We start from the raw sequence: 12,781 nt of genomic DNA, 5'->3' as shown, positions 1-12,781 counted from the left end.
TATCCCGGACTGTCGACGCGTCGCACACTGGCCGAAATAGCGAATGTCATGCACACATCGATGGGAGGGTTTCCGGTGGAGGAATGCAAGTTCACCAGACGCGCGATGCTGGCCGCGGCCGGAGGGATCGCCCTGCTCGGCACCGGGGCGTTCACGGAGACCGCCCGGGCGGCGACCGGGCCGGAGGCGAGGAAGGCCGCCGCTCCGCCGAACGGGACGGTACGGGTGTTCTGGCTCAAACCTTCGGACGTGGCCAACGATTCTCGGTACCCGAACGGCATCACCGGAGTGATGCAGGAGTCGCAGCGCTTCTACCGCCAGGAACTCGGAGTGACGTTCCGGCTGAACAACCCGGTGGTGGAAGTGGTCCAGGGCAACCGCGCGCGCTCCTGGTACGAGAACACGCCCAACGGCGGCGACGCGTACTGGTGGGTCGTCTTCAACATGCAGCAGGAGCTGATGTCCCGGCTCGGTCTCGGCGCTCCTGACCAGCGCTGGCTGTGCGTCGGCGAGATCAGCGCCGAGAAGGCGGGCGTCTCCGGTGGCGGCGGGGGCGGCGGCTGGGTCATCCTCAGCGGCCACGACGCGGACGGCGCCGCCGGCGTCAACGGCCCGATGAACCGCTGGTACGGCGGCATGGTGCACGAACTGGGCCACGCTCTCGGCCTCCCCGACTCCACGTTCACCGACGGCACCCCGATGTCGGCCTCGTTCTACGACTACCCGAACTGCCACTTCAACCAGCAGCAGAAGAACGGGATGCGGAACGGCCCGTACGGAAGCTTCCTGGTCTGAACCGGCGCGAACCGCTGGTGGCGGGCTCGGCTTTCTGCCGGGCCCGCCACGTCATCCCCTTGCCGGAGCCGGGACCGCGCGTCCCGGCTCGTGCCGTCAGCGGCGGAGGGTCAGCAGGCCCGGACGGTAGGGCAGGAGGCCGTAGTCGCCGCCCGAGTTGGGGCTGCGGCCCTGGTAGAGCAGTTGCAGGTTGCAGGGGTCGACGGTCATGGTCTGGTCGGCGCCGGCGCGGATCAGCTCGCCGTGGCTGATGTCGTTGGTCCAGGTGGCGCCGCTGTTGGCCTTGCCGGCGAAGGGGTTGCCCTCGGTCGCGGCCTGGGGCGTCCAGGAGCCGCTCAGGCTGGTGGCCGTGAACGAGCGGAAGTAGCGGCCCTGCGCGCCGATCGCCTCGACGATCATGAGGTAGCGGTTCTGCCCCTGGAGCTTGTAGACCTGCGGGGCTTCGAACAGGTTGTTCGTCGAGTCGCTCATGACGACCGTCGAGGTCGAGCCGAAGCTGCCCGGGAAGTTCCCGTACGGCATGCTCGCCCGGTAGATCTTGCCGTTGTCACCGGCGAAGAACAGGTACATGTTCGTCCCGTCGCCGATGAGCGTCTGGTCGATGGGGCCCGTTCCGGAACCGGAGATGCTCCCGGAGAACAGCACCTGCTGGGACGACCAGCCGTTCGGGTTGGCGGGGTCGCTCGACGTCCGGTAGGAGAAGGCGGTCGAGCCCCACTGGTAGGCGAGCACCCACACGTTCTTCGGCGCGAAGTAGAAGAGCGTGGGCGCGACGGTGGAGTTGGACATCGTGTTCTGGCTCGCCGAGGCCATGTCCGGCCAGTTGGTGAACAGGCCGAAGTTCATCGAGCCCCAGCGCGTCCCCGTGTCGTGGGTCGTCGCGTAGACGAGCTGCCTGCCGTTGTAGGGGACGACCGTGAAGTCCTTGAGCGAGACCCAGCCCGACTTGGGCTGGGCCAGGGCACCGGTCGACGTCCAGCGGTATGCGGACGGGAGATCGCAGGCGGCGGCGTTTCGTGGTGTCGCCGCGTCGGCGGCGTGGGCGCCCAGGGCGGCGGCCACGAGGATCAGGGGCGCGAGGGCGGCGGACAGCTGGCGAAACCGCATCAGGGAGCCTCCTTGGATGTGGGGGTACCAAGGCGGGGAGATTCCGAAACATTCGAAGAATTCCCCGAACCTTTGACGCGACAAGCTAGGAATGCGGGACCCAGAGGTCAAGGTCTCGCGCCGATCTGTCCACAAACAGTTCCCGGATTCGACGGGTCGAACGTGCACGCCGCGTGATGCGTGCACGTTCGCGCTCCCGAGCTGGCATCGAAAGTTGCGATGAGCCAGCTGAAACTTTCCGATGACGGCGAGCGGGCCGCGGCCCTCACCGGTACGGCACCACCGCCACCGCGCACCCCGCGTGCTGGATCGTGGCATGGGTGACAGGACCCGTGTGGTGGGGGAGCCGGTGGCCGACGACGAGGAGGCTCGCTCCGGCCGCCGCGCGGGGCAGCGCCGTACCGGGCTTGTCCTCGACGACCGTCTCCAGGACCGGCACGTCGGGGTACTTGTCGCGCCACGGGGCGAGGGCGGTCCGCAGGAATCCGAGCCACTCCTCCGCCTGGGCCGGGCGGTCCAGGAGGGCGACGTCGCCCGGTCCCAGCCCGCGCGCGCCGGAGGAGTTCCAGGCGTACACGGCACGCAGCCGGGCCCGCCGCAGCCGGGCCGCCTCGAAGGCGTACTCGACGACCTCGTCGCAGGAGTCGGCGACGTCCAGGGCCAGGAGGACGTCCCGGTAGCCGGTGTGCTCGGCGGCGGCGCCGTCGGCCTCCGGGACGTGCTCGTCGGGCGCGTCCGCGTCGGCGCGCACCAGCACGACCGGACCCTCCGCCTTCGCCACCACCTTCAGCGCGACCGACCCCACCAGGAACCCGGCGAACCCGCTCCACCCGTGCGACCCCAGCACCAGCGGGCGCGCGCTCCCGCTCTCCCGCAGCAGAGCGGTGGCCGCCGGACCCGCGAGCGGTTCGTCGCTCAGCGGGAGGCCGGGGCACGCGGCCCGGACCCGCTCCTGGGCCCGGCGCAGCGCGCGACGGGCCAGATGGTGCTGGGCCGCCCCGGCGAGCACGGTGTCCCGCCAGCGCGTGTACCGGTCCCAGGCGTGCACCATGCGCAGTGGCCGGCCGCGCCGCAGCGCCTCACGGGCCGCCCACAGCGCCGCGGCCATGCTCTCGTCGCTTCCGTCGACTCCGACCACCACGGGGTGTTCCATCACGCCACCTCCCTCTCCGCCGTCCAGCGTCGTACGGTCCGGGCGGCGCGGGGAGGGGCCCACCGGTGCCGCGACAGGGACCGTCCGGCCCTCTTCCGTGCCCGCCCAGCCTCTGTGGAGTGCGCGCGCCGCGCCGGAGCCTGGAAGCGGGGCCCGGTCCGGAGGGTTCCGTCAGGCCGCGAAGGAGGCTCGGACATGAAACCCATGAAGGTCGGCGCCCTCATGACCCACGACGTCGTCACCGCCAGGTACGGCACCCCGTTCAAGGAGGTCGTGCGGCTGCTCGACGAGCACCGCGTCGGCGGCCTCCCGGTGGTCGACCAGGACGGCACGGTCATCGGCGTGATCTCCGCGGCCGACCTCGTCCCGCACCGGGCGGGCCGCTCCGGCGTACGGCACCGCTTCAGCCCCCGTGCCCGGCGCGCGGCGGCGAGGAACAGGGCCCGCACCGCCGGCGGGATCATCACCGCACCCGCTGTCACGGTCCGCGCCGGCACCACCGCCACCGAGGCCGCCCGCCTGATGGCCGGCCGGCACGTCGAACGCCTCCCGGTGGTGGACGAGGAGAACCGGCTCGTCGGCATCGTCACCCGCCACGACCTGCTCCACGTCTTCCTGCGCCCGGACGAGGAGATCCTGCGCGCCGTACGGCAGGACGTCCTCCTCGACACCCTCTGGCTGGTCCCGCAGACCATCGACGTCTCGGTGCGCGAAGGCGTCGTCACCCTCGAAGGGCGGCTGGAGAGGCGCAGCGAGATCCCCATCGCGGTCGGCATGACCCGCCGGCTCGACGGCGTCGTGGACGTCGTCGACCACCTCACCTACCGCATCGACGACACCCACCTGCGCCCCGCCGAACAGGCACTGCACGGCGTGGCCGACGACTGGCTGCGCAGGCTCTGACCTGCCGGCCACCCGGCAACGGGAGAAAGGGAGACACGGCCATGGTCCCGTCCGTCCTCATGACCGACATCGTGGTGGGCGTCGACGGCTCGGAGGAGTCCCTCGCCGCCCTGTCCTGGGCGGCCGGGCAGGCACGGCTCCTGCACGCGCGGGTCGTCGCCGTCCACGCCTGGGAACCCGTCGGCCGCCGGCTCGCGCCGTACGCTTCCGTGGCCGCCTGCCCGACGGCCGCGGAGCAGCGGGAACAGGCCGCGCGCGTCCTGCGTGACAGTCTTCTCAAGACGCTGGGCGAACGCGTCGACATCGTCGTCCAGCCCGTCCTCGCCGAGGGCGCGCCCGCCCGGGTCCTCCTGGAGCGGGCCCGGGACGCCGTGCTGATCGCCGTGGGGCGCTCGGCGCACGGCCGGGGTGAACTGTCCGCGGCGGGCCCGGTCGTCCGTGAGTGCCTCCGGTACGCGCGGGTGCCGGTGATCGCGGTGCCCGTCGAGCCGTAGCCGCCGCATACGCACACCGGTCCGGGCGCCCCCGTCGTGACGGGGGCGCCCGGACCGGTGTGTCAGCAGTGCGCGGGAGCGCGGGGGAGCCGGTGCGAAGGCCGTCCCGCGGGGTGGCCGTGCGGCCGGTGCCGGCGCAGCCGGACGACGAGCGCGTCGAGCCCGGCACTCAGGGCGACCGTCACCACGATCGCCACGGCCGGCAGGACCGCGAAGCGCGGCCCGGCTCCTGATGGACGGCACGGTCGTCGTCGTCCACGCGGAGGAGACCACCGCCCGGGAACTCGCCGACCGGCTGGCCGACCGGGTCCTCGCACGGGCCGGACAGACCGCACACCACCACCCCCGCACACCGCCCCCGTGGCGCACGGACCCCGGCACGTGAACAGCCGCCCGAACGGTGAGGACTGGAGCGGCGCTCACCCCCGTGGCGCCGCTCCACCCCCGAGCCCCGCCATGCCCGGCGGCGCCGACGACCGGCGATCAGCCGTGCGGCACGACCGCGACCGGAGCGGGAGCGTGCCGCAGAACCGTGGACGTGACATGCCCGGTGACCCGCTCGCGCCGCCGCCCCACGACCACCAGGGAGGCGGCGCGGGAGGCGTCCGCCAGATGCGCCCCGGCATCACCGACCACGGCCTCCGCCGCCACCTCGACCCCCGGGAACTTCGCCCGCCACGGGGTGAGCACACCCTCCGGGCCGTCGAGGGCGACCGACCTCCGGTGGCCGTGCACCACCCGCAGCCCCGTACCGTGCCGGCACGCCGCGGCGAACGCGAACCCGAGGACCCCGTCGTCCGGGGCGTCGAGATCCACCCCCACCACCACCTCGCCCGCCTCGCCGGACGGACCCCCGGCCCGCACCAGCACGACCGGCCGCCGGGACCGGGCGGCCACCGCCGACGCGACCGAGCCGAGGAGGAGCCCCGCCGCCCGCCCGGCACCCCGCGAGCCGAGCACCAGCAGCTCGGCCTCCGCGGCCTCGGCCGCCAGCACCGGCACCGGACGCCCGGCGACCTGCTCGGCGGTGACGGACAGCCCGGGGCGGCGGTGGGTGAGCCGGGCGGCGGCCTCGGACAGCAGCGGCGTCAGCAGGTCGGCCCCGGGCGCGGAGATCACCTCACCGGCGAACGGCACGTAGGCGTGCGGAGGCTGGTCGCCCGCGTGGACCAGGCGCAGCGGCGCACCGGACGCCCACGCCTCACGGGCTGCCCACTCGGCCGCCGCGAGGCTCTCGGGCGAACCGTCGAGACCGACGGTGACGGGACGGGACATGGGGCCTCCGTAGGCTGGTCGGTGGGGGCCATGGTGGCCCCGGCGCCGCACGGGACGGCAGGGGCCACAGGTCCCGGCCCGGGGGCCGTCGGCCCTCCGCCGGGGGTGTGCCCCGCACCGGCGCCGGTGGGGCTGTTCGGTCCCATTCGAACAAGGTGCGAGGGGTTCGAACGGCCCTTTTCGGGGCTGCGCGTGCTCGGCTTGGGTGGTTCCCATGGACGACACGAACACGGGGTCCGTGGCGCTGAGTGCGGCCCGGACCGACGGCGGAACGACCTACGTCACCCTCTGCGGGGAACTCGACCTGTCGGCGGTCATAGCCCTCGGGCCCGCCCTGGACGACCTCACCACCGGGCCGCGGCCGGACATGGTGCTGGATCTGCGGTCCGTGACCTTCGTCGACTGCTGCGGGCTGGGCCTGCTGTGCCGGGCCCGGCGCCGGGCCTGCGAGGCCGGCGGCCGGCTGCGGCTGGCCGGCACCCGGCCCGGCTTCGCCCGGCTGCTGCGCCACGCGGGGCTCAGCGACGCGTTCGAGCTGTGCCCGGAGCCGGTCCGCAGTGCGGCGTGAGGGCCGAACGGCCCTGCCGGCGGGGCGAGTCGGCCGGTGAAGGGCACCTGTCCGGCCCCTGCGTGCGACCGCCGGGGACTGGCACCGTCGAAGGGTCGTCAGGACCTGGAGGAGGTGCGGACCGATGCGTGGAACCCGGCACGCGAGGAAACGGCTGTGGCGGTGGCGCGACAACCCGCTGCGCCGCCTCGACGACGTCGTCGAGGCATGGCTCGTCCTGGCCGTGTGGCTGCTGATCGCCGTGGCGGGCACCGTGGTGGGCGCGATGACCGCCCACGCCGCCGACCAGATGTTCGCCCGGCAGCGCGACGAGCGCACGCCCGTGCGGGCGGTCCTCCTCGACGACGTGCCCCCTGCCGCCGGCGGCAGGGGGACGGTGAGCGGCCGGCACTCCGCCGCCGTCCGCTGGACCGCCCCCGACGGCTCCGAACGCACCGGCCGGACCCTGGTCGACGCCGGGCGGCAGGCCGGGGCCACCGTCACGGTCTGGCAGGACACGCAGGGCCTGCTCAAGACGGAGCCGCCCGGCGCACGGGAGGCCGCCGTCGAGTCCGCGACCCTGGGCGCCAGCGCCGCCTGCGCCCTCGCGGGCGTCCTGTACGCGGCGGGCCGCGTCGCCCGCTGGCGGCTCGAACAGCGGCGGATCGAACAGTGGGGGCGCGAATGGGACGTGGTCGGACCCCTGTGGGGGCACCGGACGGGGTGACCACAGCGGAGGGCGGGCCGTGGGACGTGGGGGGAGACGTCCTGCGGCCCGCTTCGCTTCGCGCCGTCCGGCCGGACGGTGTGCGGAAGGCACCGGACCCCGTCGTGAGAACGGCCCGGACGTCTCCCCGGGCGGGACGTTCGGCCCCCTCTCCCACGCCCCCGCCTCCGGCACCCTGGGACAGGCCCACCGACCCCTCGTACAGGAAGGCGGACCTCATGGAACCCGTCGTGGTCCTCGCCCGCACCGACACCTCCGAGACCGGCCGGGCCGCCGCCGACTGGGCCCGGCGGGAAGCCGGCCTGCGCGGATCACCTCTCCGCGCACCCCTCCGCTTACCCCTGCGCGGGCCCGGTGACGTCGCGGAGGGCGTCGCCGTGACCGTCGGCGAGACCCGCGCCGTGACGCTCCTCGACACCGTGCCCGGCCCCGTGGTGCTGGTCCCCGACGGCTACGTCCCCGGCCGGCGCCGTGCCGACGTCGTCGTCGGTGTCGACCCCTGTGCCCCCGCCGGCCCGGCCCTCGGCTTCGCCTTCGACAGCGCCCGGCTGCGGGGCGCGCGCCTGCGGGCGGTCCACGCCTGGGCGCTGCCTCCCGAGGCCGCCGCACTGCCCTTCGGCGTGCCGGAGGAGGACCGGGCCCGCTGGGAGGACCACGAGGTGCAGACGCTGTCCGACGCGCTGCGGCCCTGGCGGGCGAAACACCCCGAGGTCCCCGTCCTGGAGGACGTCCTCCTGCTCACCCCGGCCGAGGCGCTGCTCCACCACGGGGCCCGGGCCGCCCTGATCGTGGTGGGCGGCCCGCCCGGCAGTGTCGTACGGACGCTGCTGCGCGAGTCGGGCTGCCCGGTGGCGGTCGTGCCGGCGGACGGCGGCTGACGGCGTCAGGTCTTCGCGAGCTCCCCGGCGATCCGCCCCGCCCACTCCCGCACGGCGTCGAGGTCCCGGAAGTCCCCGCCCTTGTCGGCCGCGAGGATGCGCCCGGCGACCCAGCCCCGCGCGCCCTCCTCCAGGCAGCCCCCGAACGTGACATGACCGCGCGCGTCCAGCGAGGTCATCGTCCGCCGGACGCCACGCACGGGCGGGATGTCCCGCTCGGCGGCCGACGCGTCCAGCGGCCCGCTGCTGAACAGCCACAGGGGCCGCGCGGCCAGGGCGCGGCGGTGCCGGCGCACGAACCTGCGGGCGCCACGGTGCCAGCGCCCCGCGTACAGCGCGCCGCCGACCACGACGGCCTCGTAGCGGGACACGTCGGTGACGGAACCGGCGGGGCGGATCTCGGTGTCGAGCCCCCGCTCGCGCAGTTCGGCGGCGACCGTCTCGGCGATGCCTGCCGTCGATCCGTTGGTGCTGCCGTACACGACCAGGACGGTCATGGGAATCCCTCTCCTCTCACCGCGCTTCGCGGGTGTGGGTGTCGTCCAGGCGGGAGGTGAGCCCGTCCACGACGTCCACCACGCCGTCGACGCGGCGGGTCATGGCGACGGCGATCTCCGTGTCGCTCCTGAGCTCCAGCCGGCCCTGGAGCGTCACCACGCCGTCCGTCACGAAGACGTCGACGCTGTAGGGCCGCAGCAGCAGCCCGCGCACCAGGACCTCCTGGACGACCTCGGCGCGGATCTCCCCATCCGGCCGCAGGAACACCCGCAGCAGGTCCCCGCGGGTGACGATGCCGACGAGCCGGTCCTCCACGTCGACGACCGGGAGCCGCTCCACCCGCCGCTCCGCCATGGTGCGGGCGGCCTCCGCGATGGTGTCCTCGGCGTGCACGGTGACCGGCGGCTCGGACATGAGCTGCCCCGCCGTACGGGCACCCGCCTTGCCGGCCCGGCGCCGGCCGACGCGGGTCAGCCGTGCCGGGCCCGAGGCAGCCGGCGCCGTGTGCCGGGCCAGCAGATCCGTCTCGGAGACCACCCCGACCACCTTGTCGTCGCCGTCGACCACTGGCAGCCCGCTGATCCGGTGGCGCGCGAGGAGCCGGGCGACCTCCTTGAACGGGGTGTCACGGACCGCGTGGACGACGTCCGCGGTCATCACGGAACCCACCTTGTCGTGCTTCATGACTGTTCCTCTTCACCTCAGTCGGCGCAGACAGGGATCGTGGGCCCGCCGCGGCATCAGCCGTATCCGGGCGTCGAGGACGGTGACGCCGTCCGGCGTGGCGAGGACCGGGTTGAGGTCGGCCTCGGTGAGCTGGGGCAGGTCGCAGGCCATCCGGGACAGCCGCAGGAGCAGCTGTTCCAGGTCCTCCAGGGCGAGCGGGCCGCCGTCGCCCGTGCCGAACAGCAGGGGCGCGCAGCGCGGGGACGTCATCAGGTCGTGCACGTCGTGGTCGGTGAGCGGGGCGAGGCGGGCCGCGTGGTCGGCCAGCACCTCCGTCGCCGTACCGCCGAGGCCGAACAGGACGAGCGGCCCGAAGACCGCGTCCTGGACGACGCCCGCGAACAGTTCGGTGCCCCGGCCCGCGAGCGACTGCACCAGCACGCCCGTCATCCGCCCCTCGAACCGCTCCTGGAGTTCACGGAACGCGGTCCGTACCTGGGTGTCGCCGCGCAGGTCGAGCCGGACGGCGCCCCGCGCGCTCTTGTGGACCAGGCCCGGCCAGTGCGCCTTGAGGACGACCCGCCCGTCGGTCCCGCGCAGCCGCTGCGCCGCGCACACCGCCTCGTCCTCCGTCCGCGCCCAGGCCCACGGGATCTGCGGCACGCTGTAGCAGGCCAGCAGATCGGCGCAGGTCCGCGGATCGAGCCAGCCCCCCTCGGGATGCGCGGCGAGCCAGGTCTCGGCGACGTCCCGGGCGCGCTCGGTGTCGACGTCCACGAGATCCGGTACGACCCCGGCGGGCCGCGCCAGCCACGCCGCCCGGTCGGCCGCGTGCGCCAACGCCCGCGCCGCCGCCTGCGGTTCGCTGTACGACGGGACGGTGCCGCCCCCGTCGGCGGGCAGCAGCCGCACCGGCACGTCCTGTTCGAGCCGCACGGCCAGCACCGGCTTCGTACGGCGGCCCGGCCTCGAGGTGAGGGCGCGCACCAGGTCGTCCCCGGTCGCGGCGGCCACCGCCGTCGGCACCAGGGCGACCAGCACGGCGTCGACGCCCGCGTACGTCAGGACGCGGTCCACGCACGCCGCGAGCCGGGCCTCGCTCACGGCGGCGGTCGCGTCGACGGGGTTCCCGGCCGTGGCGCCGGCGGGCAGGTCCGCCAGGACGGCCTCGGGCAGCGCGGGCAGCACGAGCCCGGCCTCCGTACAGGCGTCGGCGGCCAGCACCCCCGCCCCGCCCGCGTTGGTGACGATCGCCACCCGCGTCCCCTCGGGCAGTGGCTGGGAGTGGAACAGGGCGGCCGTCTCCAGGAGTTCGCCGACCGAGCGGGTCGCCGTGATCCCGGCCTGTGTGAACAGGGCCCGCCGGGTCATGGTCGGGGTGGCCGCGGCGGCGGTGTGCGAGGCGGCGGCCCGGCGCCCCGCGTCGGTGCGCCCCGCGTCCACCGTCAGCACCGGGATGCGCCGGGTGACCCGGCGGGCCGTACGGGAGAACGCGCGCGGGTTGCCGAACGACTTCAGGTGCAGCACCGCGAGCCGGGTCCGGCCGTCGTCCTCCCACCACTGGAGCAGGTCGTTGCCGCTGACGTCGTACTTGTCGCCGAGCGAGACGAACGACGACACTCCGATGCCCAGCCGGGACATCCCGTCGAGCAGCGCGATCCCCACCCCGCCGGACTGCACGGCGATCCCGGCGGCGCCGGGCAGCGGATGCCGGGCGGCGAACGTGGCGTCCAGCCGCAGCGCCGGGTCCGTGTCGACGACACCCAGGCAGTTGGGCCCCACCAGCCGCATGCCGTACGTCCGGCAGGCGGCCAGCAGGGCGCGGGCCTGGTCGGCGTCCAGGCCCGCGGAGACCACGACGAGCGCCCGCACCCCGGCCTTCCCGCACTCCTCGGCCGTCGCCGCGACCGCCGCCGCGGGCACCGCCACGACCACCAGGTCCGGGGTCCTCGGCAGCACGCTCACCGACGGGTACGACGGCACGCCGAGGATCGACGTCACACCCGGGTTCACGGCGAACAGCCGCCGGGTGAAACCGCCCGTGTGCAGGTGGTGCAGGACCGCCCGGCCCACCGAGCCGGGCGTGCGCCCCGCGCCGACGACGGCGACCGCCTCCGGCCGCAGCAGCGGGCGCAGACTCGCGACGTCCGCGAGCCGGGCCCGGTGCTCGACGGCCGTCAGATACGCGTCGTCCTCGTCGAGCCGGATCACGCACCGCACCTCCGGCCCCTCGAACCGGCGCGAGGTGCGCAGGCCCAGGTCGGCGAAGAGCCGCAGCACCTCGCGGTTCTCGCTCAGGGCGTCGGCCGTGAAGACGGCGACCCCGTCGGCGCGGGCCGCCGACACCAGGTGCTCGACGAGGAGGGTCCCCACACCCCGGCCGTGAATCCCCTCGGCGACCGCGATCGAGATCTCCGCCCGGTCGCCGGCGCCGCCGGTGTCGTACTCGGCGATCCCCAGCACCTGCCCGCGGACCTCGGCCAGCAGCGCCCGGTACCCGCGCCGGGCGGGCGCGCAGGCCCGGTCGGCGGCCAGGGCGGCCGAGCGCCGGCTCGGCGCGAAGAACCGCCGCCGCAGGTTCTCCGGGGACATCTCCTCGTACAGCCCCTCCACCTGGTCGTGGTCGCCGGGCCGCACGGGCCGGACGCACGCGGTGGTGCCGTCCGCGAGGAGCGCGTGGGCGGGGGCGCGGTCGAGCAGGTCGTCCGTCATCGGACTACTCCTTCGGGAACGGTCAGGCCATCAGACGGGTGAGGTCCAGCAGCCGGTTGGTGTAGCCCCACTCGTTGTCGTACCAGCCGAAGACCTTCGCCAACGTGCCGCCCACCTGGGTCAGGGCGTGGTCGAAGACGCAGGACGACGGGTCGCCGATCACGTCGCGGGAGACGATCGGGGCGTGCGAGACGCGCAGGACGCCCCGCAGGGGCCCCTGGGCCGCAGCCTCGAACGCGTCGTTGATCTCCTCCCGGGTCACCGGGCGGTTCAGGACCGCCGTCAGGTCGGTGAGCGAGCCGTCCTCCACCGGCACCCGTACCGCGATCCCGTCCAGGGTCCCGGCGAGCTCCGGCAGGACCAGGCCCACCGCGCGGGCCGCGCCCGTGCCGGTCGGGATGATGCTGAGGGCGGCGGAGCGGGCCCGCCGCAGGTCCTTGTGCGGGCCGTCGATCAGGGACTGGTCGTTGGTGTAGCCGTGGACCGTGGTGAGCATGCCGCGCTCGACGCCGAACGCGTCGTCGAGGACCTTCACCATCGGCGCGACACAGTTCGTGGTGCAGGACGCCGCCGACACGATCCGGTCGCGCGCGCGGTCGTAGGCGCCGTGGTTGACGCCCATCACGATCGTCGCGTCCACGCCCTTGCCCGGCGCGGACAGCAGCACGCCACGGGCGCCCGCCTTCAGGTGCAGGGCCGCCGCGTCGCGGTCGCGGAAGCGGCCGGTGGACTCGACGACCAGCTCCACGCCCAGCTCCCCCCAGCGCAGCGCGGCCGGGTCGCGCTCGGCGGTGACGGCGACCCGGCGCCCGTCGACGGTGATCGACCGGTCGTCGTGGCCGACCTCCCGCCCGAGGCGCCCGAACGTCGAGTCGTACTCCAGCAGATGGGCGAGGGTCGCGGCGGGGGCGATGTCGTTGACGGCGACGATCTCGATGTCCTCGCCGCGCTCCAGGGCCGCGCGCAGGTAGGTGCGGCCGATCCGGCCGAAGCCGTTGACGCCGACACGTACGGTCATGGCGGTGA

General features: G+C 74.7%; 14 protein-coding genes and 1 pseudogene. 7 read left to right on the top strand and 8 right to left on the bottom strand.

Translation table 11 applies throughout. The annotated features are described in order from the left end of the window. Window positions 1-75: 75 nt before the first annotated feature. Window positions 76-795 carry a hypothetical protein gene (locus tag ABZX85_RS20675; RefSeq protein ID WP_355870339.1) on the top strand — a complete coding sequence of 240 codons (720 nt, stop codon included), beginning with the start codon at window positions 76-78 and terminating at the stop codon, window positions 793-795. Window positions 796-891: 96 nt separating this feature from the next. Here the strand turns inward: ABZX85_RS20675 and ABZX85_RS20670 are convergent. Both ABZX85_RS20670 and ABZX85_RS20665 read right to left on the bottom strand, forming a co-directional pair. Continuing rightward, window positions 892-1,797: pseudogene (locus ABZX85_RS20670) on the bottom strand (non-reducing end alpha-L-arabinofuranosidase family hydrolase); the annotation flags it as partial. A gap of 370 nt (window positions 1,798-2,167) precedes the next feature. After that, window positions 2,168-3,055 (bottom strand): universal stress protein, encoded by an 888-nt coding sequence (locus ABZX85_RS20665; protein WP_355870336.1) that lies wholly within the window; start codon window positions 3,053-3,055, stop codon window positions 2,168-2,170. Between the two features lie 195 nt (window positions 3,056-3,250). Between ABZX85_RS20665 and ABZX85_RS20660 the strand changes: the two genes are divergently transcribed. After that, window positions 3,251-3,958, top strand: a complete 708-nt coding sequence (locus ABZX85_RS20660) for a CBS domain-containing protein (RefSeq protein ID WP_355870333.1) — start codon at window positions 3,251-3,253, stop codon at window positions 3,956-3,958. A gap of 41 nt (window positions 3,959-3,999) precedes the next feature. Next, window positions 4,000-4,452 carry a universal stress protein gene (locus tag ABZX85_RS20655; RefSeq protein ID WP_355870330.1) on the top strand — a complete coding sequence of 151 codons (453 nt, stop codon included), beginning with the start codon at window positions 4,000-4,002 and terminating at the stop codon, window positions 4,450-4,452. Between the two features lie 62 nt (window positions 4,453-4,514). On the opposite strand, the gene ABZX85_RS20650 is transcribed toward ABZX85_RS20655, so the two are convergent. Next, window positions 4,515-4,649 carry a hypothetical protein gene (locus ABZX85_RS20650; RefSeq protein WP_355870327.1) on the bottom strand — a complete coding sequence of 45 codons (135 nt, stop codon included), beginning with the start codon at window positions 4,647-4,649 and terminating at the stop codon, window positions 4,515-4,517. 35 nt (window positions 4,650-4,684) lie between these two features. Here ABZX85_RS20650 and ABZX85_RS20645 point away from each other — a divergent pair, with 35 nt between their 5' ends. Then, the gene (locus tag ABZX85_RS20645) at window positions 4,685-4,837 is read left to right on the top strand and encodes a hypothetical protein (RefSeq protein WP_355870324.1); all 153 of its coding nucleotides are present in this window, start codon (window positions 4,685-4,687) and stop codon (window positions 4,835-4,837) included. Window positions 4,838-4,935: 98 nt separating this feature from the next. On the opposite strand, the gene ABZX85_RS20640 is transcribed toward ABZX85_RS20645, so the two are convergent. Next, window positions 4,936-5,727: a universal stress protein gene (locus ABZX85_RS20640; protein WP_355870321.1), complete on the bottom strand. Its 792-nt coding sequence runs from the start codon at window positions 5,725-5,727 to the stop codon at window positions 4,936-4,938. Window positions 5,728-5,941: 214 nt separating this feature from the next. On the opposite strand from ABZX85_RS20640, the gene ABZX85_RS20635 reads away from it, so the two are divergent. From ABZX85_RS20635 to ABZX85_RS20625, 3 genes are all read left to right on the top strand, one after another. Next, complete coding sequence (locus ABZX85_RS20635; protein WP_355870318.1) at window positions 5,942-6,295, top strand: STAS domain-containing protein; 354 nt, start codon at window positions 5,942-5,944, stop codon at window positions 6,293-6,295. A 124-nt stretch (window positions 6,296-6,419) separates the two neighbouring features. After that, complete coding sequence (locus tag ABZX85_RS20630) at window positions 6,420-7,001, top strand: hypothetical protein (RefSeq protein WP_355870316.1); 582 nt, start codon at window positions 6,420-6,422, stop codon at window positions 6,999-7,001. Between the two features lie 218 nt (window positions 7,002-7,219). Continuing rightward, the gene (locus ABZX85_RS20625) at window positions 7,220-7,879 is read left to right on the top strand and encodes a universal stress protein (protein ID WP_355870313.1); all 660 of its coding nucleotides are present in this window, start codon (window positions 7,220-7,222) and stop codon (window positions 7,877-7,879) included. A 5-nt stretch (window positions 7,880-7,884) separates the two neighbouring features. On the opposite strand, the gene ABZX85_RS20620 is transcribed toward ABZX85_RS20625, so the two are convergent. Genes ABZX85_RS20620 through gap form a run of 4 tightly spaced genes read right to left on the bottom strand, consistent with a single transcriptional unit; the run spans window position 7,885 to window position 12,773 of the window. After that, entirely contained in the window at window positions 7,885-8,382 is a 498-nt protein-coding gene (locus ABZX85_RS20620; protein WP_355870733.1) for a flavodoxin domain-containing protein, read from the bottom strand. Between the two features lie 10 nt (window positions 8,383-8,392). Then, the gene (locus ABZX85_RS20615) at window positions 8,393-9,061 is read right to left on the bottom strand and encodes a CBS domain-containing protein (protein WP_355870310.1); all 669 of its coding nucleotides are present in this window, start codon (window positions 9,059-9,061) and stop codon (window positions 8,393-8,395) included. Window positions 9,062-9,073: 12 nt separating this feature from the next. Beyond that, the gene (locus ABZX85_RS20610; RefSeq protein ID WP_355870307.1) at window positions 9,074-11,755 is read right to left on the bottom strand and encodes a GNAT family N-acetyltransferase; all 2,682 of its coding nucleotides are present in this window, start codon (window positions 11,753-11,755) and stop codon (window positions 9,074-9,076) included. 22 nt (window positions 11,756-11,777) lie between these two features. Beyond that, on the bottom strand, window positions 11,778-12,773 hold the full coding sequence (gene gap, locus ABZX85_RS20605; protein ID WP_355870304.1) for a type I glyceraldehyde-3-phosphate dehydrogenase: 996 nt from the start codon (window positions 12,771-12,773) through the stop codon (window positions 11,778-11,780). Between the last annotated feature and the right edge of the window lie 8 nt (window positions 12,774-12,781).

The organism is Streptomyces sp. NPDC004539 (assembly GCF_040610055.1).
GTDB lineage: Bacteria > Actinomycetota > Actinomycetes > Streptomycetales > Streptomycetaceae > Streptomyces.
The sequence above is the reverse complement of the archived record's forward strand: the minus strand, read 5'-3'. Positions and strand labels throughout refer to the sequence as shown.

Excerpts from the sequence above, each read along its gene's own strand:
- ABZX85_RS20655 (WP_355870330.1), top strand. The coding sequence starts at position 4,000 with ATGGTCCCGTCCGTCCTCATGACCGACATCGTGGTGGGCGTCGACGGC.
- ABZX85_RS20660 (WP_355870333.1), top strand. The coding sequence starts at position 3,251 with ATGAAACCCATGAAGGTCGGCGCCCTCATGACCCACGACGTCGTCACC.
- ABZX85_RS20610 (WP_355870307.1), bottom strand. The coding sequence starts at position 11,755 with ATGACGGACGACCTGCTCGACCGCGCCCCCGCCCACGCGCTCCTCGCG.
- ABZX85_RS20665 (WP_355870336.1), bottom strand. The coding sequence starts at position 3,055 with ATGGAACACCCCGTGGTGGTCGGAGTCGACGGAAGCGACGAGAGCATG.
- ABZX85_RS20625 (WP_355870313.1), top strand. The coding sequence starts at position 7,220 with ATGGAACCCGTCGTGGTCCTCGCCCGCACCGACACCTCCGAGACCGGC.
- ABZX85_RS20635 (WP_355870318.1), top strand. The coding sequence starts at position 5,942 with ATGGACGACACGAACACGGGGTCCGTGGCGCTGAGTGCGGCCCGGACC.
- ABZX85_RS20615 (WP_355870310.1), bottom strand. The coding sequence starts at position 9,061 with ATGAAGCACGACAAGGTGGGTTCCGTGATGACCGCGGACGTCGTCCAC.
- ABZX85_RS20645 (WP_355870324.1), top strand. The coding sequence starts at position 4,685 with ATGGACGGCACGGTCGTCGTCGTCCACGCGGAGGAGACCACCGCCCGG.
- gap (WP_355870304.1), bottom strand. The coding sequence starts at position 12,773 with ATGACCGTACGTGTCGGCGTCAACGGCTTCGGCCGGATCGGCCGCACC.
- ABZX85_RS20630 (WP_355870316.1), top strand. The coding sequence starts at position 6,420 with ATGCGTGGAACCCGGCACGCGAGGAAACGGCTGTGGCGGTGGCGCGAC.
- ABZX85_RS20640 (WP_355870321.1), bottom strand. The coding sequence starts at position 5,727 with ATGTCCCGTCCCGTCACCGTCGGTCTCGACGGTTCGCCCGAGAGCCTC.